Source organism: Alphaproteobacteria bacterium, assembly GCA_019695395.1.
Lineage (GTDB): Bacteria > Pseudomonadota > Alphaproteobacteria > JAEUKQ01 > JAIBAD01 > JAIBAD01.
Window position 1 is genome coordinate 1 of sequence record JAIBAD010000014.1, and the last position, 23,622, is coordinate 23,622.

Genomic DNA, 23,622 nt, shown 5'->3' on the forward strand with positions numbered 1-23,622 from the left:
AAAATATAACGGGCGTTGCCAGACCCAAAGAACAAGGACAGGCAATAATTAAAACAGAAATTGCATTAATAAGTGCTTGGTCAACATTCCCATTATATGCCCACCACCCCAAAAATGTACCAAGAGCAATAAAAATAATTACGGGCACAAAAAATGCACTTAACCGATCAATTAATCTTTGGATAGGAATTTTTTGCTGACGTGCCTCTGTCACAAGTTTAATAATATTAAATAATCTTGTCCCTTCTTGAATGGCATCAACTTTAACAGTTAAATGGCCAAATCCATTCAATGTCCCTGCCATGACCTTGTCCCCTATTTTTTTTAAAACAGGAAGATTTTCACCCGTAAGCATAGCTTCATGAATGTCACTTTGGCCTTCAATAATGGTTCCATCCACAGGAATATGGCTTCCTGCTTTAATATAAATTTCTTCATTAATTTTTAATTCTTGCAAAGAAATTGTTACAAGTTCATTGTGACGTTTAACTTCTACTTTATTCGGTTGTAATTGTATTAAAGATTGTACGGCATCATCACTTTGTTTCAATGATTTTTGCTCAATATATTTACCTAAAAGAACAAAGGTTATAATAACAGCTGACGATTCAAAATATAAATGCGTTATGTGCTGTGCATGTATCATCATAACAATTAAATTATACAAGCTTAGCCCAAAAGCAGCTGTCGTACCAAGTACAATCAATGTATCCATTGTAAACATTCTATTTTTTAAGGAAAACCATGCCCCTTTATAAAAAGAACGTCCTATCCAAAACTGAACTGGTAATACCAATATCAATTGAAACCAACCAGGCCACATAAAATTAAAGCCCATCCAATCCATAATCATGGGGGCCACCAGTATCACCATGAATAAAAAGCTAAAAATTAACTCATAAAAATTTTTACGTAATTGATATTGGGAATTTGTTTGATCAGCATTTTCATCTAACGTGGCTTCAAAACCAAGCTTTCGTATAGCTTCTATAATTTTCCAAGGTGTTAATGATTTATTTTTAAGATATAATGTTACCTTATTTTCTATAAAATTTACGTTTACTGATTCAACCAAAGGCAATGTTGATAAATGTTTCTCTATCTTGGTAACACATCCAGCACAACGCATTCCTTGTACTTTAAAAACCATTGGATTCATAATAAATTTAACCTTTAAAAAATTATTCCTTATCTATTATCAACCTTCACCAACGGGTAGGGTCAACATAAATATTTATAAAAAAACCTTGACCTTACCCTAGGGTAATCTATCAAACTATTTATTCAATATTTATTCGGTAATCATATGTCTTTTATTTCACGCAGAACTTTATTAAAATTAGGGATAACAAGCTATATTGGAACTAAGCTGTTTCATCCCCTATATGCACAAACTTCCAACCCTACCTATTTAAATATAGATTATAAAACCCTTGAAATTAAGGGTAAAGCAGCAAAACTGTATGGTCTTTTCCAAAATAACGGAAAAGAAGGATTGTTTTTAAAACAAAACGACGGATTCAATATCCATTTAACAAACAAAATTGAAGAGCCCAGTCTTATTCATTGGCATGGATTAACACCCCCTGCAGCTTTGGACGGGGTCCCCCATCTTTATCAAGATCCACTTTTGCTGAACCAAACTTATCAATATTCTTTCCCTTTAAAAAAATCGGGCACAAATTGGATGCATTCGCATATGGGTATGCAAGAACAATCTTTATTAGCAGCCCCTTTAATTATATATGATGACAAAGATCCCTATAAAAATGTACAAGAAATAATTTACATGATTCATGATTTTAGCTACAAAAAACCTGAAGAACTTTTACACACATTACACCAGCAATCCCCAACCAACCATCAGCATCATCAAAGTGTCATGGATTTACATGATATTGCTTATGATGCCCATTTAGTTAACGATAGAACATTAGATGACCCCCAAATTGTTCCAATTGATAAAGGTGATGTTATTCGCTTACGAATAATTAATGCAGCTTCTTCAACAAATTATTTTATTGATTTAGGATCACTGACAGCAACATTAATTGCAGTTGATGGAATTTCTATTGTACCTTTAAAAGGTAAAATATTCCCGCTTGCTATGGCCCAACGTCTGGATTTAATCATCCATTTACCTAGAGAAGAAGGTAGCTATCCCATCTTGGCAAGATTAGAAGGACAACCAACCCAAACAGGTCTAATTTTAAAGAGCAAATCAAGTTATATCAAAAAAATCCCAGAAACCAATAATAAACCTGCTGATATTGTTGGCATCCAATTAGAACAAAATTTAAAAGCTCTTAATTCTCTAGTCGTTTTTTCTGATCATAAAACTAATACCGCATATTTTACTATTAAATTAATTGGGGACATGGCCCCTTATAATTGGGGATTTGATATCTATAACCACCAAACAAAAGATAATAATTTTCATGTTACACACAATGATTGGGTAGAAATCTTTTTATCCAATCAATCTATGATGTCACATCCTATTCATCTTCATGGTCATCATTTTCAAATATTAGAAATTAATGAAAAGAAAATCCAAGGTGCTGTAAGAGATACAATTTTAGTACCGGCAGGACAAAATATTACCATAGGGTTTCATGCCAATAATCCAGGGGTATGGGCTTTTCATTGTCATCATTTATACCATATGGTTTCAGGTATGATGACCCATTTAAAATATATATAAATTTTATGATTTTAGGGTAGCACATTATTGAAGAAACGATGATAAATCATATCACCCTTTTTAACCCCCAATTTTTCAACCACACCCCCATTTAATTCTAGCACCGCCATCACAGGTTCTGTTGAAGAAGTAATTTGCGTCGATAAAGGTACCCTTCGTTCTGCAATTGATACAATTTTCCCTTGATTATCAATAAATAACATATCTAAAGGAATGTAGGTATTTTTCATCCACATTTGAACAAATTGCGCAGGCTGAAAAATAAATAACATTCCCGAATCAGCTGCTAATTTTGTTCGAAACATTAAACCTTGTTCTTTTTGCTCAGCGGTTAATGCTAATTCAATATCCAGGTTAATTTTAGTTGTTGATGTTTGAAGCGTTACTTTATCCTTTTCAAAAACAACCAAAGCAATTGCCGAGTTAGTTATAAAAAAAAAGAATATAAAAGAAAGTAAAACTAATTTTCTTTCTCTAAAAAATAAATTCACTTTTCAAGTACCTCTTATTTTAAAGTTAATAAAATTATCTATTTATCATAGGTATTGTTTGTTTTTTTCAAAAAAATTAAAAATGTTAACTTTTTTTTAATACTTTATTCTTAGATTAAAATTATTAAAATAAAACCATCAGAAGTTAAGTTAAAAAATTATTTATTTAAAAATACTACAAATAAATTATGCAAAGAAAAGGAAATAATACAATGAATTATATTACAGTTAAATCATTATTTGTCTCTCTTATTGTTTTAAGTTTTATAGGTGGTACTGCTTATGCACAAAGTGCCCCTGGTGGTGGAAAATCAATGGAAGGAAAATCTGTTGATGGCCGCGATCACGCAGATAAAGATGGCAATAATGATGGCCCATTTGGTGGCGTTAAAATTTTATTGTCTGAATCCAGTGGACCTTTTGAAACTCCACGCGCTGAAACTGCCCCTTCTGATGGGAATGGCGTGCCTCCTATCGTATTACCTATACCTGGTGGCGTAAGTACAGGCAGTGGTGAAACCACACCAAGTAGCACCCCTGCTCCTGGTGGTGTTAGAGTAGGAAGTTCTAATTCTAATGTACCTGGTGGAAATACTCTTCCTGGTGGAGCTGGAATTCCAGGTGGTAGTGTAGGTTCCGGATCAGGTGGTTCTGATAATCCTGGTGGTGGTGTTCTTTCTAAGGATATTAGTTTAGATAAAAACCGTGATCCTAAAATTCGGATTGGGTTGAATGTTGGCAATAACGTTCCTTCACGTCAACCAATATCTGGAGTAAATCCTACAAATAACCCAGCTGCTATTTCTTCACTACCTTCATCTTCAACTGTATGTGAAAGTATGTTAGGTCAAATTGAAACATGTGAACAAGATCATTAATTTCAATTAGTAAAATCCATAAGTAAAAAACTGGCCCTTTAGGCCAGTTTTTTTATATTCATTATTAAAATATATTTGTAATAAAAACTTTAACCTTTAGTTTTTAAAAAAAAACATATATTGGTAGTGTATATCAATTTACTGATTCTACCCTTTTAAAAATAAAAGTTAACTTTGAATACCAAATTAATCGAATATGCGCCTTTCTAATTTAATCATTGGCCTCAGTTTTGCGGGTATTATGATTATTTTATGGGCTATTAATAATCTTCCCGTTCATGAAACCAGTTGGTCTGGAACCATCAAAGGATTATCTTTCAGCCCTTATCGTGCTGGACAAACACCTCTTGAAATTGTGCCCCCCACCCTTGATGAGTTAAAACAAGATATTGATTTATTATCAACAAAGACAACCTCTTTAAGAACTTATAATGCCACAGGAATTTTAACAGAAGTACCAGCCATTGCTGCCGAAAAAAAATTAAAAGTAACAGCTGGCGCTTGGATTAGTCCTATTGAGGAAGATAACCAAAAAGAAATCGAAGGCCTTATTAAATTAAGCAAGGAAAATTCAAATATTAATCGTGTTCTTGTAGGTAATGAAAGTTTATTGCGCGGGGATGTTAATGCTGATCAACTTATCCAATATTTGAGACAAGTCAGAGCACGTGTCAAAATTCCGGTTAGCACATCTGAAACCTGGCATGTTTGGTTAAAATATCCAGAATTAGCTAACGAAGTTGATTATATTGCGGCCCATATTTTACCCTTTTGGGAAGGTATTGATATTGAAAATGCTATCCCTTTTATTTTAGAACGCTTAAATGATCTAAGGGTCAAATTCCCAGGTAAAAAAATTGTCTTAACTGAGGTTGGATGGCCAAGTGATGGGCTCACAAGAATGTCAGCTGTCGCATCCCCAGTTAATCAAGGCATTTTTTTAAGACGTTTTTTAACAGTCGCAAGCAAATTAAAGCTTGATTACTTTATCGTCGAAGCTTTCGATCAACCCTGGAAAATTAATTTAGAAGGTGGGGTAGGTGCCTATTGGGGGTTATGGGACGTTCATCGCCAACAAAAATTTTCTTTTGAAGATCCTTTACAAAATCAACCCAATTGGCCAATTCTTGCTTTCGCTTCTATTCTTCTGGCACTTCCCTTTACTTTATGGCTTCTGGCACGAGAACATGATATCAAATTAAGAGGCCGTATGTTTTTTGCTGCCCTTATTCAAGGGATTGCTACCCTAATTGTTTTAATTTGGATTGGGTATACAAACCGGTATTTAACAACGCCCAATATTATTCTAGCTATTGTTATGGCTTTTCCTCTCCTTCTTCTTTTACTTGTTGTATTGACAGAAGCCATAGAGTTAGGCGAAGTTTTATGGAAATATTTATGGCGACGACGCCTTGAACCTGTACCTTTACATTTACCTGAAAATTCACCCAAGGTTTCCATCCACGTTCCTGCATGCAATGAACCACCCGATATGGTTATTGAAACTTTAAATGCTTTAGCCAACCTTGATTATCCAAATTATGAAGTCTTATTTATTGATAATAACACCAAAGATGAAGCTTTATGGAAACCAGTTGAAGCACATTGTCAAAAATTAGGGGAAAGATTTAAATTTTTTCATCTGCCAAAATGGCCAGGCTTTAAAGCAGGGGCTTTAAACTTTGCACTTCAACATACAGATCCCAAAGCTGAAATTATTGGAACAATTGATAGTGATTACGTGGTAAAGCCCGAATGGCTCAAATATCTTGTATCCCAATTTGATAATCCTGCTATAGCTTTGGTTCAGGCCCCCCAGGATTATCGTGATTCCGATGAAAATCTTTTTAAGAAAATGTGTTATTGGGAATATGCAGGTTTTTTCAAACTGGGAATGGTCCAACGTAATGAACGTGATGCCATTATTCAACATGGGACAATGGCTTTAATTCGTAAATCTGCGTTAGAAAAAATTGGGGGATGGGAAGAATGGTGTATCACTGAAGATACCGAATTAGGCTTAAAGCTTTATGAAGCAGGATATCAATCTATTTATACACCCCAAAGTTTTGGCCAAGGGTTAATGCCAGATAGTTTGACAGCCTATAAAAAGCAACGGTTTCGTTGGGCATATGGGGCCATGCAAATATTAAAACATCATTGGCAATATTTTTTCAATTTAAAGAAAACTACATTAACCTTGGCCCAGCGTTATCATTTTATTGCAGGTTGGCTTACATGGGCGGCTGATGCGCTTCAGCTTATTTTTATTTTTTGTGCTCTGGTGTGGACCTTTGGCATGATTTTTTGGCCTTTTTATTTTGAACCCCCACTTATTTTATTTTTAATTGTAACGCTCAGTGTGTTTGGTTTTAAAGTTATCAAATCTATATGGCTTTATTTAATTCAACTTAAAAGTGGATTTACCAATAGCTTAAATGCAGCTATCGCTGGACTAGCCCTATCCCATACCGTAGGCAAAGCAATATGGTATGGTCTTTTTACATCTAAATTACCTTTTTTAGTCACCCCAAAGCTTGAAAATAAACCAGCTTTATTGCGAAGTTTATTAATGGTATGGGAAGAAGCATCTATTTTTATTCTTTTGGTTACAGGGGCTTGTTCTATTGCCTTGACAAGAGGCCTGGTAGAGCCTGCATCCCTATGGTGGTCAGTTATGCTTTTGATTCAAGCCTTACCTTATTTTGCAGCAATTCTTTTTTCATTTGTAAATACATTCCCAAAAATTTCTCTTCCATCTTTTATTAAATTGGGCCATAAAAAAAATCCTACCCCTACTAATTTTTTATAATCGTCAAGAGCATATAAAATTAATTATTTAAATAAAAATTTATTATCCAAATTAAAAAGTAGCGGTATATTTTTAATATTATTTCTATTTTTTTCTTGTTTATCTTATTATTTTTGGTTTTGGGTGGGACGGCCTATTCATCTTTTACCTTTATCTACAAAAGAAATTAATTGCGTTTCTTATACACCATTTCGTGGTACACAAACACCATTTGACCCAAACTTTATTGTTCCTATAACCCAAATAGAAAATGATTTTCACCTTTTATCATCTTATACAAAATGTGTGCGTATTTATGCAACCGATCAAGGTCTTGATCAAATTTTACCGGTCGCTCAAAAATATAATATCAAAATACTTCTTGGTATATGGATCGGACGTGAAGACAAGGCTAATCAAAAACAAATTACACATGCGTTAACATTAACTAAAAATTATCCCACATCCATTAAAGCTATTATTGTTGGCAACGAGGTTATTTTGCGGGGCGAGCTTAGCCCCCAAAAACTTAATGATTTTATTCTGCAAGTAAAAAAATCAACAACCTTACCCGTTACTTATGCAGATGTTTGGGAATTTTGGCTCCATTATCCGGAATTAGTTAAGTATGTAGATTTTATTACCATCCATATTCTACCTTATTGGGAAGATAAACCGATATCGGTCCAACATTCCCTTCAACATATTGATGCTATTTTAAATAAAATGCATGAAGTTTTTCCCAACCATAAAATTTTTATTGGTGAAACTGGATGGCCGAGTTTTGGAAGAATACGACAACAAGCTATCCCAAGTCCTATTAATCAAAGCCTTTATTTACGTCAATTTCTAGAAGCAGCCGATCAAAGAAAATGGGACTATAATCTTATCGAAGCTTTTGATCAACCTTGGAAACGCACATTAGAAGGAACGGTGGGTGGATATTGGGGATTATTTACTGAAGATCGATTACCACGTTTTACTTTTTCAGAACCGATAAGTAATTATAATAAATGGCAAAATTATTTTTTTGCAAGCTTTATAATTTCTGGGATTTTATTATTTATTTTTCTGAATAAAATTTTAACTTTAACTTCCCATAAAACATCCCATTTTATTCGATATTCTCTATACATCATGGGTATTATTCAATGTTTAGGAATTAGTCTGGTGTTTCAATATCATGATCTTTTAATTCGAAGTTGGACATTAGGCCAAACATCTTTATATATTGTCTATTTTATATTAAATATAATTTTAGCTATTTCTTTAATTAAAATTACTTTTGGACCTGCCTGTTTTTCTTATGATATGCTTCTTTTCTTAAAAAAAGATAAGAGGAAAAAATCTATAATAATAAGTTATGATACAATTTTTCAAATAGCGCATTTTGCGGTCTGTCTTCTTTTTATTATTAACACATTACTTTTGGTATTTGATCCTAGATATCGTGATTTCCCCTTATCTAGTTTCTGGTTTTCCGGACTAATATCTTTTCTTTATCCTTTATTGGAACATTCAGAAAAAAAATATTCTTTAGCACCACGACAAAAATCAGCCTTGTTTATCCTGGTTTTAATTCTTTGTCCCTTTATTATTTTTCAAGAAAAATTTATAAACCACGAGACATGGCAATGGTTCATTATTGGTCTTATTTTATTTAGCGATAAAATACGTTATACCCAATTTTTTGATAGGGCTTTAAACAAGTTTCAAAAAAGATAAAACAAAAGCCACCGAAGATAGTTCAGGATTGTAGAGAACAAGACCACAAATTGACAAAATCAACGCATATTTTGCAAAAAAAACCAAAGATTTTTTATAGGCCAAAATAGCCAAGATTAATGCTGTAATTCCTAAAAGACGATAGACAAATAAATCAATGATCGCCTTTCGTATTGCGCAAACCCATGTAAATAATTGGGTACATTCTATACCAATATCGCGAGGTTCAATTAATAAAAACCTAAGTAATAAAGCACATATCAAAACACAAAAAATTGTGATATAAAAAATAACTTGTGCTCTCTTATTTTTCATTTTTAATTAGACAGAAAGAAATTTAAAGTTTAAAAACCTACCTATTATAATGTGCTCTTTTAATCTATCAAATAGTATTATGTCTATAAATAAATCTAAGCAACCATCAAATCAACAAAGCAATCAAAATACCTCTGACAATGCCCGTGATAAAGATCGACATAATCGTCTTGCCAAAGCTTTAAAAGACAATCTATTTAAAAGAAAACAACAACAGCGGGCAAAAAAGTCATTACTAGATCAAAATTAACTTCATTATTATCTCTTTAAGGAAAATATATTATGTCAATCATGCCAGATAATTGGATCCGCGAAATGTCGCAAACAAAAGGTATGATTGAACCTTTTGTTGATTCACAAAAACGTGCAGGCACCATTTCTTATGGGCTTTCATCTTATGGATATGATGCAAGAGTATCAAATGAATTTAAAATTTTCACAAATGTTAACAACGCCATTGTTGACCCCAAAAACTTTTCTTCAAATAGTTTAGTTGAAAAAATTGACGATGTTTGCATTATCCCACCCAATAGTTTCGCGCTCGCACGTACTGTGGAATATTTTCGTGTCCCTCGCGATGTTTTGGTTATTTGTCTTGGTAAATCAACTTATGCCAGATGCGGCATTATTGTTAATGTAACACCACTGGAACCAGAATGGGAAGGACATGTTACATTAGAATTTTCGAACACAACGCCACTTCCTGCCAAAATATATGCGTTTGAAGGTGCATGCCAGTTTTTATTTTTGAAAAGCGATAAAGAATGTGACGTATCTTATGCGGACCGGCAAGGCAAATATATGAAACAAACCGGCGTTACTTTACCCAGACTTTAAGTTAAATAATTAATATGCAAAAAATTCATATACACGGCCGGCAGGAACTTAAAGGTAAATTATTAATAAGTGGTTCTAAAAATGCAGCGCTACCTATTATGGCTGCTTGCTTATTAACTGATGAACCTTTGATCTTAAATAATCTTCCAGACTTGGCCGATATCAATACCATGATTGCCCTTCTTGAAGAACTTGGAACCCATACACAATTAAACCATCCTAAAGAAAAATTTTCTGCACATAGAACAATAACATTAAAGGCCCATAATATTAACAACACAACAGCGTCTTATGATATCGTTCGGAAAATGCGTGCATCCATTTTAGTTCTAGGTCCACTTTTGAGCCGTTTTGGGCACGCCCAAGTATCTCTTCCAGGTGGATGTGCAATTGGGGCAAGACCTGTAGATCTTCATTTAAATGCCCTTGAAACATTAGGGGCCAAAATCACCTTGCATGAAGGTTATGTGCATGCTGCAGCCCCGCAAGGTTTAACAGGGGCAAAAATTATTTTTCCTATGATTTCGGTGGGTGCTACAGAAAATTTATTAATGGCCGCGTGCCTTGCCAAAGGTGAGACCCTTTTAGAAAATGCGGCAAGAGAACCCGAAATAGTGGATTTAGCTCTGTGTCTTAAAAAAATGGGGGCACTTATTGAAGGCATTGGAACAAATACACTAAAAATAATTGGTGTGGAAAAATTACATGGCGCCACACATAATATTATCCCAGATCGTATTGAAATTGGTACGTATGCTATGGCAGCTGCCATTACCAATAGTACCCTAGAATTAATAGGCACAGGTGATTTAGATATGATCAGTTCTGTTGTCGAAATATTAAATAAAGCTGGTGTTGTTTTAGAAAAAACCCAAGAAGGCATAAAAGTTTATAGACAAGACAAAGATATCAAAGGTATTGATATCATGACTGAACCATTCCCGGGTTTCCCCACAGATTTACAAGCACAAATTATGGCCCTGCTTTGTATTGCTGATGGATCTTCCCTTATTACAGAAACTATTTTTGAAAACCGCTTTATGCATGTCCCTGAACTTACAAGAATGGGGGCTAACATTCATATTCAGGGAAAATCTGCTCATGTCAGGGGGGTAAAACAATTAACAGGCGCGGAAGTAATGGCAACCGATCTTCGTGGATCCGTTTCGTTAGTATTGGCAGGATTAGCCGCAGAAGGTGAAACTATTTTAAATCACATTTACCATCTGGATCGTGGCTATGAACATCTTGATCTTAAATTAAAACAATGCGGGGCACATATTGAACGATACTAAACCCAAAATAGATCATTTAAAAATTCAAGTTAACGACCCCGAAGATCTAGAGCTTTTTTCCAGTATTATTCAAGATTCTCTTGTTTCAATTAAAGACATTTCATATTTTCCGGAAGAGCATCGTTTCATTTTAATTTTAAATCGCTTTTGTTGGGAAAAAATTAATGATCCTTTTTCCAACTTTGAACGTACTTTAAGTGCTTTAATTCTTAATAATGTTGTTTCAGTACAAACTCAGAATATTAATTTTACAAAAAATTATTGCCTTTTGAACTTACTTTCTCTTTCTCTGAACCATGATCACGAATTGCTTTTAACTTTTTCTGGCAAAGCTACTATTAAAATACATATTCAAAAATTATCCTGTTATCTTGATGATTTTGGCCAAACATGGCCAGCCTGGACTATTCCTGTACATTATTAGTAGACTTTTATTAATAATTTATACTATAAGCAATGATAATGATTTGTCTTTACAAACCCAAGAGACGTTTAATAAGGAAAAGGAATGTCAAAAGAAGACCTAATTGAATTTGCAGGTGTCGTTACGGAATTACTTCCAAACGCTATGTTTCGGGTAAAACTAGATAACGAACATATTGTCCTTGCCCATACATCTGGCAAAATGAGAAAAAATAGAATAAGAGTTTTAGCTGGCGATAGAGTTAACGTTGAAATGACCCCTTATGACCTTACAAAAGGTCGTATTACATTCCGCTATAAATAAATCCATTAGAAATCGATGATTCTATGCCATTAATTTTGGCCTCTTCATCACCCCAGCGCCACCTTCTACTGAAGCAAATTGGTATCACACCAGATCAAATTATTGATCCCCAAATTAATGAAATACAATTTAAAGGCGAAAAACCAAAAACCTACGTTCAACGGTTGGCGTTAAGTAAAGCCAGCAAAATTAACCAAAAATTTTCTGATCATTACATATTAGCTGCAGATACTATTGTTGTTGTACGTAATCAAAAAATTTTAACTAAACCTTCCTCAAAAGAAGAAGCATTATATTACCTTAATCTTTTATCAGGTAAGCGCCACAAAGTTTATGGCGGCATTGCTCTTATCACACCTTGGCAAAAATCGATAGTTAAAGTGGTTACAACTAAAGTTCAATTTAAAAAACTAAGTCCTAGCGAAATTACAACATATCTGCAATGTAATGAATGGAAAGATAAGGCAGGTGGCTATGCCATTCAAGGTAGGGCAGCCCTCTACATTTCATGGATTGAAGGATCATATTCCAATATTGTGGGATTGCCTTTATCTGAAACTTATAACCTTCTTAAAAATCATGGATATATTTTTACACCATGAATTCACCAGAAAAATTATTTATTCGTAAGCAAGATGATTTTTTTATTACAAGTTTTTGGTATCAATCAAGATTATTATTTTATCAAAAATATTCTACTTCTGAATTAGCTCCAACAAAAGGGGATATATATTTAGGCCGTATTCTTTCCCTAGAAAATAGTTTAAACGCCGCTTTTATCGATATAGGATTGGATCAACCTGGCTTTCTTGATTTACAAGGTTATAAAAAACCTATCCAGAGGGGAGAATTTATTATTGTACAAATTATCCGACAAGCTCAGGGGCAAAAATTAATAAAGCTTAGCCCCAAAATAAAATTCACGGGCCTTTCTATTATTTACTTACCAGAAGATAAAATCTTAAAAATATCTAAAAATTTAAAGCAAGATAGTAAAGCATTACCTATCATTGATTTTGTAACCCAAATAAAAAATCAAAATGAAGGATTAATTATTCGCCGCAATGCCCAAACATTAGAAACTGATTTTATCTTAAAAGAAGTTAACAAATTTCGTGATTTATGGCAGACAATACAAAATAATAAAAATTTATCAAAAATTGGTAAATTATTTGATGATGGAAATCATATGTGGAGAATTTTGCGTGATCAACAAGGTTTTTTTGTAGATCACATTATCATTTCTCATCGTAATCTTATCAGCATTTTACAAAAAGAATTATCTTTTTATTACAGTTTAATTGAAGAAAAAATACTTTATCAACCAAGCTCCCATTGGGTTCCAAATTTAACAGAAGAGCAAGAACAACTAGAACAAGCTTTAAATCCATATGTAGAATTAGATTCAGGCAAACATTTAATTATAGAAAGTAATCAAACACTTCATACTATTGATATCAACGCAGGCGTGGCACCCCACCATCATGATAAAGATCAATATTTTTTTAAAAGCAATATTGAAACTTTCGCTGAAATTGCTTTGCAGATACGCCTTCGAAATTTGCATGGAATCATTATTATTGATACAATCAATATATCACCTAAAGAGCTAAAAGAAAAAATGATGCATATTTTTAAAAAAATGTTTGAAAATGATCCCAGTGAAATTTGGATTGGACATCTTTCTGCTTTGGGGTTAATAGAAATGACCAGACAATATTATGGTCCAACCCTTAAGGAACAATTGACAAAAATATGTAAAAAATGTGATGGTTTAGGATACACATCATTTGAAATATAGGTTTAAATTTGCTCTGTCCCATTTGTCATAAACAATCTATGAAAAATTTCAAACCTTTTTGTTCAAAAACCTGTGCAAATATTGATTTAATGCGCTGGTTGACAGAAGGATATCGCATCGAAGGAATAGAAAAAGCAAGTTCTGATGAAATTTTAGAAGAAGATTTAAAAAACCATTAAGTTTTTTTTAAATTATCTATCCATTCTTGATAATTTTGTTGGATGGCATTCACGGCACATTCATATATTCGTTTACCAGCCTCTATGGAAGCAAGACCTGGATTGGATCCAATTCTTCCATCAGGGAAAACTTTACGGTAGTGGATTGCATCTGTAAACGTACCATTTGGGGCAATCATAGGATCAAAATTCATGGGTTTAGCAGCTTCAGGATAACAATGCCAAGTTAAGGATACTTCACTAGGGGTGGCATGCGCCCCTTCAGCATTATCAAAAAGCTCTTTTGATAATTTTTGTATATCATCACCTTGCCACCAATTACGCAAATAACATTCAATAGATAGATTTTGATTATTTTGCGTCAAACTTCTGTCTGCATAAATTTCGGAAAAAGCAGCCGTCAAAGTTGCAACATTACCCCCATGTCCATTAAGAAAATAAAAAAAACGAAATCCATGACACATTAATGAATTGACCACATCTTTAATAACCGAGATCATAGTTGAAGGACGAAGCGTGATTGAACCTGGAAAAGCCAGATGATGTTGCGCCATGCCAATTGCCAATGTTGGAGCAATCATAATATTTTTTCTTTTGCCAATTTCCCGAGCAATAAATTCTGGACATATAGCATCCGTACCAATTAAACCATTGGGACCATGTTGTTCTGTAGACCCAATAGGAATAATGATACTTTGATTATTTTTCAAATAATTTTCTACATCTATCCAAGTTGATAATTGTAATAACATGCAAAATCCTTTAACAATTTTATTGAAATTATAAATTTGTACCAAAATATACTATAGTATAAAAATAAAAATTATTATTTTATATCTAAATGGATACTATGATGAAAAATTCATTAGAAGGTTTAAAAATTATTGATTTTTCCAGAATTTTAGCTGGCCCATTTTGCACACAATTACTAGGTGATTTAGGCGCAGAAATTATTAAAATAGAACGCCCCTATATTGGCGATGATACAAGAGGCTGGGGGCCACCCTATATTAAAGATAAAAATAATGAAGATAGTTCGGAAAGTGCTTATTATCTTTGTTGTAATCGTAATAAAAAATCTGTGGCAATAGATATTGCAACACCGGAGGGACAAAAACTTGCTAAAGATCTTATTAGTCACGCGGATATTATTCTCGAAAATTTCAAAGTTGGAGATATGAAAAAATATGGACTTGATTACAAAAGTTTAAAAAAAGATTTTCCTAAAATAATTTATTGTTCAATTACAGGATTCGGTCAAACTGGCCCTTATGCAAAAAAACCTGGATATGATTTATTAATTCAAGCTTTAGGTGGGATTATGAGTATTACAGGCGAACCCAATGGAAACCCTATGAAAGTTGGTGTTGCTATCGCAGATATTATGTGTGGTATGTATGCTGCCAATGCTATTTTGGCAGCTCTTCACCACAGAACAAAAACGGGGATAGGCCAATATATTGATTTAGGTCTTCTAGACACCCAAGTTTCTTGGCTTGCGAATGTAGGATTAAATTATTTAACAACAGGCATATCGCCCAAAAGAATGGGGAATGAACACCCTAATATTGTACCCTATAATGTTTTACCCTGTTGTGATGGATATATTGTTTTAGGAATTGGGAATGATCAACAATTTCAAAAATTTTGTCAATTTGCTGGTATACAAGAATGGGCACAAGATAAACGCTTTGCTTTAAATTCAGCTCGAGTTAAAAATAGGGATTTACTTTATAGAATGCTATCAGAAATTATTTTAAAAAAATCCCAAATAGAATGGACAGAAGGATTAACAAAAATAGGCGTGCCCTGTAGTCCAGTCCATACCATTGATCAAGTATTTAATGATCCCCAAATTAAATCACGTGATATGCATATAACAATAGATCAACCTTTAGCCTATAAAGGATATGTAGATTTAATTGGTAACCCTATAAAATTTTCTGAAACCCCTGTTAGCTATCGATTGCCCCCTCCCTTGCTTGGGCAACATACAAATGAAATTTTAAATGAATGGCTTAATTTATCAGAAACAGAATTAAAAGATTTAGCAAAGAAAAAAGTGATATAAACACCTAAATAATAAAATGGATCATTGATCGAATAAGTTCCCAAAATAAAATAACAATACCTATCCCTACACATAATCCAGAAATAAAACCTAAAATTAGAAAAATACCATCTCTTTCTAAAAGGCCAAGAGAAAGAAGAATTAACGGTATAGCCAAAACAATACCCGTACCGGGTAAAGGTAAAGATAAAAGGATCGCAAGAATAAACATTAAAAAGCCAATAACATTTTGACTAGGAAAAAAACTTAAAGCTAATAAACGAGGCTTCAATAAATGTTCAGTTTGTTCAATATAAGGTAAAAGAGGCTGCATTAATTTTGAAAAATCTTTATGATTTACAGCACGATTAGAAATAAATTTTGGTAACCAAGGTTTTTTTGCCCCCAACATTAATTGCAGACTTAAAAAAATAATTGGTATACCAAAGGCTGTGGACATCCCTGGCAAAATAACTGGCAATAAATTTGGTAATGATAAAATAAAAATAATTAGCCCATAGCCACGTTTCCCTAATAATTCTACAAGTTCACGCAAATATATTTTATCCCCCGGCCAATTTTTAATAAGCATTTTAAAAATAACTGATAATCTATGATTTTCTTTAGAGATTTTTTCTCTTCTATCATCATAAAGATGCATGAATTAATCCACTCTATTGAGCATTAAATAATTTACAAATTTTAGCATTTAATTATGACCAAAATTGGCCTTTCTCTAGAGAAGTAATAAGTTATTTGAATAGGTCTAATAATTAACCTATTGTCAAGGCTTTTTAACTTTTATTTTTTTATTGTTATGATATGAATATAAAAATACTCTTTTAATTACTGAACTTAATCTTATATCTTAGAGTTAAACTATAGAAAAAGATTAATTTATTCATTCATGACTTTAAAATAGAAAATACATTATGCTTATATTTGATAATCAATCAAACGCTTCGCCTTCTGCTGTTCATCAAAATCTTATTAAAAAGTCTTCTACAGAGACTTTTCTTAAAGATGTTATTGAAACGTCTAATGATACGCCTGTAATTGTTGATTTTTGGGCACCTTGGTGTGGACCTTGTAAACAATTAGGTCCTCTTTTAGAAAAAGCCGTTAAAGAAGCAAAAGGCGCCCTTAAATTAGTAAAAATTGATGTGGATCGCAATCAAGCTTTGGCTGCACAAATGCAAGTTCAATCCATTCCAGCCGTTTATGCTTTTTATAAAGGACGACCTATTGATGGTTTTATGGGTTCTGTACCTGAAAGCCAATTAAAAACTTTTATTTCTAATATTCTTAAGGTTTCTAAAAATTCTCTTCCAGAATCACCTATTGAGCAGGCTCTCCATCAAGTTGAAGAATGTTTTAACCAAAATGATTTTGTTTCTGCCCATACAATTTTGAACCAAATATTAACCCACGAACCAACTAATATTAAAGCTTTGATTCTTCTTGTACGGTGTTTAATCACCCAAAAGAAAATCGAAGATGCACGAACAGTTTTTAATAAAATACCTAATGATCAAATGAATAACCAAGACGTTATTGCTGTAAAAGCTAGTTTAGAACTTGCTGAACAAGTAACGTCTACATCATCTGATATTACAAAACTTCAAGCTGAGCTTAGCCAAAAGCCAAATGATTTAGATTTATTGCTTAATTTATCCCATGCATATTATGCTCAAAATCAAATTGAAGACGCAATTAATACCTTATTAGACATTATGAAAAAAAATCGAAATTGGAACGAAGAAGCTGCCCGTAAACAACTCTTGAAAATTTTTGAAGCTTTAGGCCCAAAACATGATTTAACTTTATCAGGAAGACGAAAACTTTCTGCTCTTTTATTTTCTTAATAAAGAATTTAATATAATGACTTTCTCATCAAAGCTTTTAGACATTATTGTATGTCCCAAAACATTTACATCATTACTTTATGATGCAGACAAACAAGAGCTTATTAGTTTAGAAGCCCATTTGGCTTATCCAATTAAAAATAATATCCCTGTTCTGTTAATTGACGAGGCTAGAGCTTTAGATGAGCAAGAATTGATATATTATCAAAATATCTCTAGTAAAAAATAACTGGTGTTCTTTGGGTTAATCCCATCGCATGTTTCATAAGAAGTTTTTTCACAGGTTTATTATGATGAACTAATGTTAATCCTATATCTCGGGCATAACGGATTAACGGATTATTTGTTGAAAAAAGTTTATTTAAACCATCTGTCATTAAAGAAAGCAGCATAACATCTTGTCGTCGTAATTTTTGATAGTGTGATAAAATATTGATATCCCCATAATCAAGGCCAAGTTTTAAAGCTTCATCAATAGTTTTTACCAAACATTCTATATCTCTTAATCCCAAATTTAATCCTTGTCCTGCAATAGGATGAATAGAATGGGCTGCATCCCCTATCACCACCAAACGATGATCGATATATTGCTCTGCCTTTAAGAAGCTAAGAGGATAAATCCATCTTTTTCCATAAGCCTTTATTGATCCCAACCAAGGAAATCTTTGTTCGATTGCCCTTGAAAAATTTTCTGGGTTTAATTTCATCATCTCTTCAGCTTTGATACGTTGATCAGACCATACAATTGAAGAATAATTTTTTTGATTTTTTGGTAACAAAGGTAAAACAGCAAAAGGACCAGCAGGCATAAAATGTTCAAAAGCAATGCCATGATGGGGATAAATATGTTCAATTGTTGTTACAATGGCTGATTGAGAATAAAAATATTCATATATTTTAATTCCAGCCGCATCTCTGGTGGATGATTTTTTTCCATCTGCCGCTATAACCAATTTTGTTTTGATCTTTTGATCCCAATCAAGCAAGACAAAATTTTCTTCCCGTCCCGCAATAATTGGTTTGGCAGGTGAAAAACACGAAATATTAGCATATTGTTGAATAAGAACCCATAGATTATGACGTAAAATTTGATTATCTATGACATATCCCAAAGCCGGTACAGAAGAAGGATCAAGATCTTGGAGAGCATAATGAAGATAAGAGGACGTTTTCCCATTGATATGACCATCAGACACCCTAATATCAACAATAGGTTGAGCAAAAGGTTCAAGGGACGTCCAAATACCAAAATGATCTAAAATAAGTTTGGATCCATACGCAATTGTAGAACATCGACCATCATAATCTTGATCAAGCGTTTGATTTAAAGATTGTTGATCAAATAAACAAATATTTAACCCTAGCTTTGCAAGTCCAAGAGCTAAAGTCATGCCTATAAGACCACCGCCAATAATGACTATATTTGTTTCCAGTTTTGACACCCTAATTTTATCAAAATGATAGCTTTTTTATAATTATTTTTATAATAATAAAATCGTTTTAAAAAAACTAGTTGTTTGCCTATATCCTTGTAATTTATACTAGAATCTTATTACTTACTCAACTTTACCGATTATGAATCAAAAAATTATTAAAAATCGTTCTAATGCTGCTTTTGTTAATATAGCAACCCAAAAAATTATTTATGATAAGATTATTGAAGGTTTTGCTTTATTAATTATTATAGCAAGTTTGCTTACCCTCATTGCTCTTTTCAGTTTTCAATCCGATGATCCTTCACTTAATCGAACAGCTACAGCTAGCCTTATAAAAAATTTTATAGGTCCACCTGGCGCAATACTTGCTGATGTTATTCTTCAATCTATAGGGTTGGGTGGAATATTTTTCTGCATCATCCTTTTAGCTTGGGGATGGAAAATTATTTTACATCAAAAAATTTCATGGTTTTGGGTTAAAATTTCTTTAATTCCTTTGGGACTTGCGTGTTTTTCTTTGGGATTAACTGAACTTAATATTAAAAGTTCATGGTTAGCACAATTAGGATGTGGAGAAGGTGGATGTTTAGGGTGGCTCATTCATCAATATGTATCACCTTTAATTTTAGTCTATTTAAATGGCAATCAATTTTTATTAACAAGTATAAGTTTAATTTTGGGGATCATCCTTCTTCTTTATAGTTCTTCTATACCTTGGGGTTTTTATCAAAAAAGTTTTCTATATTTACGTATTATTGCCAAGCTATTTTTAAATTTAGTTAGATTTATATATAGATCATTTTTAAAGCTATTTTTATTAAGAAAAATAAAGGACCCAGAAATCGATACTTATAATTATGTTGAAAAAGCTATTCCAATAAAACAAAAAGAAATTAAAAAAACGTCTTCATTTACTGAAAAATTTCTTAAAAAAAAGAAAGATCCTTTAGAATCTATTGAAAAAAATATGATATCTCAAGAATATGATGACGTTTATGTACCGAAAACAAAATCACCTTCAAAATCCAAACCAAAATTAAAACAATCAAAATTAAATTTTGATGAAAAATCTTCTTATTATATTCCTCCTATTGATTTGCTTGATGATTTTTATTCTCGTAATGAAGATATAGTTTATGATGAAGAAGCTTTGGAAAATAACGCACGGTTACTTGAAACTGTTTTAGATGATTTTGGAATTAAAGGAAAAGTTGTCAATGTTCGCCCAGGACCAGTTATTACCCTTTATGAATTAGAACCTTCCCCAGGTACAAAAACAAGCCGTATTATTAATCTTTCAGATGATGTTGCCCGTTCCATGAGCGCTGTTTCTGTGCGCATAGCTGTTATTGCTGGAAGGAATGTTATTGGTATAGAACTTCCTAATCAAAAACGTGAAAAAGTTTCTTTACGGCAACTTTTAGAAACTCCAGCTTACCAAAAAACTACCAATCAACTTGCCTTGGCTTTAGGTAAAGATATCGGGGGTGTTCCTGTCATTGTTGATCTTGCGCGCATGCCTCATCTTCTTATTGCAGGAACAACAGGATCTGGGAAATCAGTTGCGGTAAATACCATGATTTTATCCCTTTTATTTCGCCTATCCCCCGATGAATGCAAATTTATCATGATAGATCCTAAGATGTTAGAACTATCAGTTTATGATGGTATTCCTCATTTATTATCTCCTGTCGTGACAGATCCACGTAAAGCTATCGTTGCTTTGAAATGGACCGTAAGAGAAATGGAAAATCGTTATAGAGCTATGTCAAAATTGGGCGTACGCAATATCGAAGGATACAATCAAAGAATTACAGATGCCCAGAAAAAAGGGGAAACTTTAAATCGCAAAATACAAGTGGGATTTGACCCAGAAACGGGTAATCCAATTTATGAAGAAGAAGTATTTGATTTAACGGTTTTGCCTTTTATTGTTGTGGTTGTTGATGAAATGGCCGATTTAATGTTGGTTGCTGGAAAAGAGATTGAATCTGCTATTCAACGTTTAGCCCAAATGGCCAGGGCAGCAGGGATCCACATTATTATGGCAACCCAACGTCCTTCAGTTGATGTGATCACAGGAACAATCAAAGCAAATTTTCCCACACGTATTAGTTTTCATGTCACATCAAAAATTGATAGTCGAACAATTTTGGGTGAAATGGGTGCCGAACAACTTCTGGGACAAGGTGATATGCTTTATATGGCCCAAGGGGGGCGTATTACCAGAATACATGGACCCTTTGTTACAGACTTAGAGGTGGAAAAAATTGTCTATTTCCTAAAAAATCAAGGAGAACCAAAATATATTGAAGAAATCACCCAAGAAAAAGATGATCTTGCTTCTTTCAATGATGAAAATAACGGTCAGGAAGATGAATTTTATAACCGTGCCGTTGATCTTGTTTATAGAGAAGGGAAAGCATCTACAAGTTTTATCCAGCGTCACCTACAAATAGGTTATAATCGTGCAGCACGTATTATTGAGAAAATGGAAAAAGCAGGTATAGTAAGTGCGGCAAATCATGTTGGAAAAAGAGAAGTTTTAAATAAATAATTATTTAATGTTAAGAGTAAAGAAATGACCCTATTCAAATTTACAAATAAATCTTTTAATTTTTTCTATCTTATAAATGTATCATTTATATGTTTAATGGTACTAAGTTTTAATGGTACAGTTTCAGCAGCTTCCCCACCCCCTTCTATTAATCTTACCCCCAAAGATCTTGATGATATTACAAGGGTCGAAGATTATATGAATCAAATCCAAACTCTTAAGGCAAGATTTCAACAATATTCACCAGATTCTGGAATTGCGTTTGGTACTATCTATATTAAAAGACCTGGACGTATGCGCGTTGAATATGAACCACCCTCTGCCGTTGTGTTGATTGCAGACGGATCTTTGGTAAGTTATTACGATAGAGAAATAGATGAATTAAGCCAAGCACCCCTGTCATCAACACCGGCATGGTTTTTAGTACGTGATCCCGTAAGTCTTACCAAAGATGTTACCATAACTGCTATAGAAAGAGCACCTGGTGCGCTACGCATTGCTCTTTATCAAACCAAAGAACCTGATGCAGGATCTGTTGAATTAATATTTTCAGACAAACCATTGGAATTAAAACAATGGGCTATCGTTGATCCTAATGGCAAAGAAACCCGGGTAGGATTGTTTGGATCAAGTATAGGTAGTGAATTGCCAGATAGTTTATTTGAACGACCAGAAAAGAAATCGGGAAGAAAAAGAAATTAACCTTAATTTTTAGTTAGCAAAAAATATACGCAAGTAAGGGATGATTATCTGATTGATACTCATCCCTTTTAAATTTTATCTGATTTCGTTTATATAAATAAACTTCTTTTTAAGAAAAACTATTCATTATTCTATAATTTATGGTACGATTATTTATTAAATAAAAATTATAAAATAAAAGTTTAACAAGAATACATTTATCCTTGTTGATTCTTTTTTAATTTATTTTTTTATACTAAAATTATAATCTTATGTAAGAAAACTGATAATGACGACATCCTCTTCTCATTTAACTTCTACTATGCCTGTTATAGGTATCCCTGCCTGTATTAAATACATTAATCAACTTCCTTTTCATTCTGTTGGTGATAAATATTTAAAAGCAATAATTAATGGCACCCATGCTAGACCTTTTATTATTCCTGCTTTAGGTGAATGTCATAATTTTAAAGATTTAATTCGTAATCTTGATGGTCTTATGCTGACCGGCAGTGCTTCGAACGTCAATGCAAAATTATATAATGGCCCTCAAGACCGACCTGATAGCCCGCAGGATCCTGACCGTGATGCCACAACAATACCTTTGATTCAATGTGCTCTTGATTCAGGATTACCTATCCTATGTATTTGTCGGGGTATCCAAGAATTAAATGTCGCTTTGGGTGGAAGTTTATTTCAGCAAATACACCTAAATTCAAATAAAATGGATCACCGAGAAAATCCGGATTTATCTTATGATGAACGTTATGCTCCAAAACATATGGTAAAATTAACAGAAAATGGTCTATTACATAGGTTAATAGGTAAAGATGAGATTAAAGTTAACTCCCTTCATTGGCAAGGTATTGATCGCCTAGCTGATCGACTATCTATCGAAGCTATTGCCCCAGATGGAATTATTGAAGCTGTACGGGTTAAAGATGCGCATAATTTTGCCTTAGGTGTTCAATGGCACCCAGAATATGATGTTATGACTAATTTTATTTCAAAAGCTATTTTTGAAGCTTTTGGTCAAGCTGTGGCAGATTATGCTCAAAATAAGAACCGTTAATTAGAAAAAAAAGAAAATATTTCAGGAATAATGTTGAAATAAATCTATCAAATACCCATTTCATTAATATCAGTGATCGAATGCTGCAAGAGCGTCGACCGCCTAAGTGGTTCTCCCCTACCACGAAAGGCTCCGATTAGGAACTGGAACGCCCAATCACCCCCTGGTTGGGCGTTCACTCAATTATAAGCTTGCGCTCCTATCTCTAAAATATTTAT

The 23,622-nt window shown here is 33.2% G+C and carries 24 protein-coding genes; 18 read left to right on the forward strand and 6 right to left on the reverse strand.

Annotation, left to right across the window (positions count from 1 at the left end):
• Positions 1-1,159: HAD-IC family P-type ATPase (locus K1X44_03750; protein MBX7146407.1), on the reverse strand; the 1,159-nt coding region annotated here is incomplete at its 3' end.
• Positions 1,160-1,306: 147 nt separating this feature from the next.
• Between K1X44_03750 and K1X44_03755 the strand changes: the two genes are divergently transcribed.
• Positions 1,307-2,704 carry a multicopper oxidase family protein gene (locus K1X44_03755; GenBank protein ID MBX7146408.1) on the forward strand — a complete coding sequence of 466 codons (1,398 nt, stop codon included), beginning with the start codon at positions 1,307-1,309 and terminating at the stop codon, positions 2,702-2,704.
• An 11-nt stretch (positions 2,705-2,715) separates the two neighbouring features.
• Here K1X44_03755 and K1X44_03760 read toward each other — a convergent pair whose 3' ends face one another.
• Positions 2,716-3,195 (reverse strand): DUF192 domain-containing protein, encoded by a 480-nt coding sequence (locus K1X44_03760; GenBank protein ID MBX7146409.1) that lies wholly within the window; start codon positions 3,193-3,195, stop codon positions 2,716-2,718.
• 212 nt (positions 3,196-3,407) lie between these two features.
• On the opposite strand from K1X44_03760, the gene K1X44_03765 reads away from it, so the two are divergent.
• The 3 genes from K1X44_03765 (at position 3,408) to K1X44_03775 (ending at position 8,589) form a co-directional block, all read left to right on the forward strand.
• The gene (locus K1X44_03765) at positions 3,408-4,073 is read left to right on the forward strand and encodes a hypothetical protein (protein MBX7146410.1); all 666 of its coding nucleotides are present in this window, start codon (positions 3,408-3,410) and stop codon (positions 4,071-4,073) included.
• A gap of 196 nt (positions 4,074-4,269) precedes the next feature.
• The gene (locus K1X44_03770) at positions 4,270-6,885 is read left to right on the forward strand and encodes a glycosyltransferase (protein ID MBX7146411.1); all 2,616 of its coding nucleotides are present in this window, start codon (positions 4,270-4,272) and stop codon (positions 6,883-6,885) included.
• A gap of 123 nt (positions 6,886-7,008) precedes the next feature.
• Entirely contained in the window at positions 7,009-8,589 is a 1,581-nt protein-coding gene (locus K1X44_03775) for a hypothetical protein (GenBank protein ID MBX7146412.1), read from the forward strand.
• Here K1X44_03775 and K1X44_03780 read toward each other — a convergent pair.
• On the reverse strand, positions 8,566-8,904 hold the full coding sequence (locus K1X44_03780; GenBank protein MBX7146413.1) for a hypothetical protein: 339 nt from the start codon (positions 8,902-8,904) through the stop codon (positions 8,566-8,568). The two genes, K1X44_03775 and K1X44_03780, sit on opposite strands and share 24 nt — an antisense overlap.
• A gap of 79 nt (positions 8,905-8,983) precedes the next feature.
• On the opposite strand from K1X44_03780, the gene K1X44_03785 reads away from it, so the two are divergent.
• The 8 genes from K1X44_03785 to yacG all read left to right on the forward strand — a co-directional run bounded on the left by K1X44_03785 (position 8,984) and on the right by yacG (position 13,743).
• Positions 8,984-9,154, forward strand: coding sequence for a hypothetical protein (locus K1X44_03785; protein MBX7146414.1), 171 nt, complete (start codon positions 8,984-8,986; stop codon positions 9,152-9,154).
• A gap of 32 nt (positions 9,155-9,186) precedes the next feature.
• Entirely contained in the window at positions 9,187-9,741 is a 555-nt protein-coding gene (dcd, locus tag K1X44_03790; protein ID MBX7146415.1) for a dCTP deaminase, read from the forward strand.
• A 14-nt stretch (positions 9,742-9,755) separates the two neighbouring features.
• Complete coding sequence (murA, locus tag K1X44_03795) at positions 9,756-11,036, forward strand: UDP-N-acetylglucosamine 1-carboxyvinyltransferase (GenBank protein MBX7146416.1); 1,281 nt, start codon at positions 9,756-9,758, stop codon at positions 11,034-11,036.
• On the forward strand, positions 11,023-11,460 hold the full coding sequence (locus K1X44_03800; protein MBX7146417.1) for a DUF2948 family protein: 438 nt from the start codon (positions 11,023-11,025) through the stop codon (positions 11,458-11,460). Before murA ends, K1X44_03800 begins: the two co-directional genes overlap by 14 nt.
• 84 nt (positions 11,461-11,544) lie before the next feature.
• Positions 11,545-11,763, forward strand: a complete 219-nt coding sequence (infA, locus tag K1X44_03805) for a translation initiation factor IF-1 (protein ID MBX7146418.1) — start codon at positions 11,545-11,547, stop codon at positions 11,761-11,763.
• Positions 11,764-11,786: 23 nt separating this feature from the next.
• Positions 11,787-12,365, forward strand: a complete 579-nt coding sequence (locus K1X44_03810; protein MBX7146419.1) for a Maf family protein — start codon at positions 11,787-11,789, stop codon at positions 12,363-12,365.
• Positions 12,362-13,564, forward strand: coding sequence for a ribonuclease E/G (locus tag K1X44_03815; GenBank protein ID MBX7146420.1), 1,203 nt, complete (start codon positions 12,362-12,364; stop codon positions 13,562-13,564). The genes K1X44_03810 and K1X44_03815 overlap by 4 nt, the downstream gene beginning before the upstream one ends.
• Before the next feature lie 8 nt (positions 13,565-13,572).
• Positions 13,573-13,743, forward strand: a complete 171-nt coding sequence (gene yacG / locus K1X44_03820; GenBank protein ID MBX7146421.1) for a DNA gyrase inhibitor YacG — start codon at positions 13,573-13,575, stop codon at positions 13,741-13,743.
• Here the strand turns inward: yacG and K1X44_03825 are convergent.
• Positions 13,740-14,495, reverse strand: coding sequence for a creatininase family protein (locus K1X44_03825; protein ID MBX7146422.1), 756 nt, complete (start codon positions 14,493-14,495; stop codon positions 13,740-13,742). The two genes, yacG and K1X44_03825, sit on opposite strands and share 4 nt — an antisense overlap.
• An 89-nt stretch (positions 14,496-14,584) precedes the next feature.
• On the opposite strand from K1X44_03825, the gene K1X44_03830 reads away from it, so the two are divergent.
• Positions 14,585-15,814 carry a CoA transferase gene (locus tag K1X44_03830; protein ID MBX7146423.1) on the forward strand — a complete coding sequence of 410 codons (1,230 nt, stop codon included), beginning with the start codon at positions 14,585-14,587 and terminating at the stop codon, positions 15,812-15,814.
• Between the two features lie 4 nt (positions 15,815-15,818).
• Here the strand turns inward: K1X44_03830 and K1X44_03835 are convergent, their stop codons facing one another.
• Positions 15,819-16,454: an exopolysaccharide biosynthesis protein gene (locus K1X44_03835; protein ID MBX7146424.1), complete on the reverse strand. Its 636-nt coding sequence runs from the start codon at positions 16,452-16,454 to the stop codon at positions 15,819-15,821.
• A 271-nt stretch (positions 16,455-16,725) separates the two neighbouring features.
• Between K1X44_03835 and trxA the strand changes: the two genes are divergently transcribed.
• Both trxA and K1X44_03845 read left to right on the forward strand, forming a co-directional pair.
• Complete coding sequence (gene trxA, locus K1X44_03840; GenBank protein ID MBX7146425.1) at positions 16,726-17,658, forward strand: thioredoxin; 933 nt, start codon at positions 16,726-16,728, stop codon at positions 17,656-17,658.
• A 16-nt stretch (positions 17,659-17,674) separates the two neighbouring features.
• On the forward strand, positions 17,675-17,887 hold the full coding sequence (locus tag K1X44_03845) for a Trm112 family protein (protein ID MBX7146426.1): 213 nt from the start codon (positions 17,675-17,677) through the stop codon (positions 17,885-17,887).
• Here the strand turns inward: K1X44_03845 and K1X44_03850 are convergent.
• Positions 17,874-19,100: an FAD-dependent monooxygenase gene (locus tag K1X44_03850; GenBank protein ID MBX7146427.1), complete on the reverse strand. Its 1,227-nt coding sequence runs from the start codon at positions 19,098-19,100 to the stop codon at positions 17,874-17,876. The two genes, K1X44_03845 and K1X44_03850, sit on opposite strands and share 14 nt — an antisense overlap.
• Positions 19,101-19,233: 133 nt before the next feature.
• On the opposite strand from K1X44_03850, the gene K1X44_03855 reads away from it, so the two are divergent.
• The 3 genes from K1X44_03855 to K1X44_03865 all read left to right on the forward strand — a co-directional run bounded on the left by K1X44_03855 (position 19,234) and on the right by K1X44_03865 (position 23,404).
• Positions 19,234-21,651 (forward strand): DNA translocase FtsK 4TM domain-containing protein, encoded by a 2,418-nt coding sequence (locus K1X44_03855; GenBank protein MBX7146428.1) that lies wholly within the window; start codon positions 19,234-19,236, stop codon positions 21,649-21,651.
• A gap of 24 nt (positions 21,652-21,675) precedes the next feature.
• Positions 21,676-22,353: an outer membrane lipoprotein carrier protein LolA gene (locus tag K1X44_03860; protein MBX7146429.1), complete on the forward strand. Its 678-nt coding sequence runs from the start codon at positions 21,676-21,678 to the stop codon at positions 22,351-22,353.
• Positions 22,354-22,654: 301 nt separating this feature from the next.
• The gene (locus K1X44_03865) at positions 22,655-23,404 is read left to right on the forward strand and encodes a gamma-glutamyl-gamma-aminobutyrate hydrolase family protein (GenBank protein ID MBX7146430.1); all 750 of its coding nucleotides are present in this window, start codon (positions 22,655-22,657) and stop codon (positions 23,402-23,404) included.
• Positions 23,405-23,622 lie beyond the last annotated feature (218 nt).

Bases quoted from the DNA above. Each gene is read 5' to 3' on its own strand.
- K1X44_03835 (MBX7146424.1), bottom strand. From the start codon at position 16,454: ATGCATCTTTATGATGATAGAAGAGAAAAAATCTCTAAAGAAAATCAT.
- K1X44_03830 (MBX7146423.1), top strand. From the start codon at position 14,585: ATGGATACTATGATGAAAAATTCATTAGAAGGTTTAAAAATTATTGAT.
- K1X44_03785 (MBX7146414.1), top strand. From the start codon at position 8,984: ATGTCTATAAATAAATCTAAGCAACCATCAAATCAACAAAGCAATCAA.
- murA (MBX7146416.1), top strand. From the start codon at position 9,756: ATGCAAAAAATTCATATACACGGCCGGCAGGAACTTAAAGGTAAATTA.
- K1X44_03770 (MBX7146411.1), top strand. From the start codon at position 4,270: ATGCGCCTTTCTAATTTAATCATTGGCCTCAGTTTTGCGGGTATTATG.
- K1X44_03865 (MBX7146430.1), top strand. From the start codon at position 22,655: ATGCCTGTTATAGGTATCCCTGCCTGTATTAAATACATTAATCAACTT.
- K1X44_03755 (MBX7146408.1), top strand. From the start codon at position 1,307: ATGTCTTTTATTTCACGCAGAACTTTATTAAAATTAGGGATAACAAGC.
- infA (MBX7146418.1), top strand. From the start codon at position 11,545: ATGTCAAAAGAAGACCTAATTGAATTTGCAGGTGTCGTTACGGAATTA.
- K1X44_03825 (MBX7146422.1), bottom strand. From the start codon at position 14,495: ATGTTATTACAATTATCAACTTGGATAGATGTAGAAAATTATTTGAAA.
- K1X44_03845 (MBX7146426.1), top strand. From the start codon at position 17,675: ATGACTTTCTCATCAAAGCTTTTAGACATTATTGTATGTCCCAAAACA.
- dcd (MBX7146415.1), top strand. From the start codon at position 9,187: ATGTCAATCATGCCAGATAATTGGATCCGCGAAATGTCGCAAACAAAA.
- trxA (MBX7146425.1), top strand. From the start codon at position 16,726: ATGCTTATATTTGATAATCAATCAAACGCTTCGCCTTCTGCTGTTCAT.
- K1X44_03780 (MBX7146413.1), bottom strand. From the start codon at position 8,904: ATGAAAAATAAGAGAGCACAAGTTATTTTTTATATCACAATTTTTTGT.
- K1X44_03765 (MBX7146410.1), top strand. From the start codon at position 3,408: ATGAATTATATTACAGTTAAATCATTATTTGTCTCTCTTATTGTTTTA.
- K1X44_03855 (MBX7146428.1), top strand. From the start codon at position 19,234: ATGAATCAAAAAATTATTAAAAATCGTTCTAATGCTGCTTTTGTTAAT.
- K1X44_03810 (MBX7146419.1), top strand. From the start codon at position 11,787: ATGCCATTAATTTTGGCCTCTTCATCACCCCAGCGCCACCTTCTACTG.
- K1X44_03860 (MBX7146429.1), top strand. From the start codon at position 21,676: ATGACCCTATTCAAATTTACAAATAAATCTTTTAATTTTTTCTATCTT.
- K1X44_03815 (MBX7146420.1), top strand. From the start codon at position 12,362: ATGAATTCACCAGAAAAATTATTTATTCGTAAGCAAGATGATTTTTTT.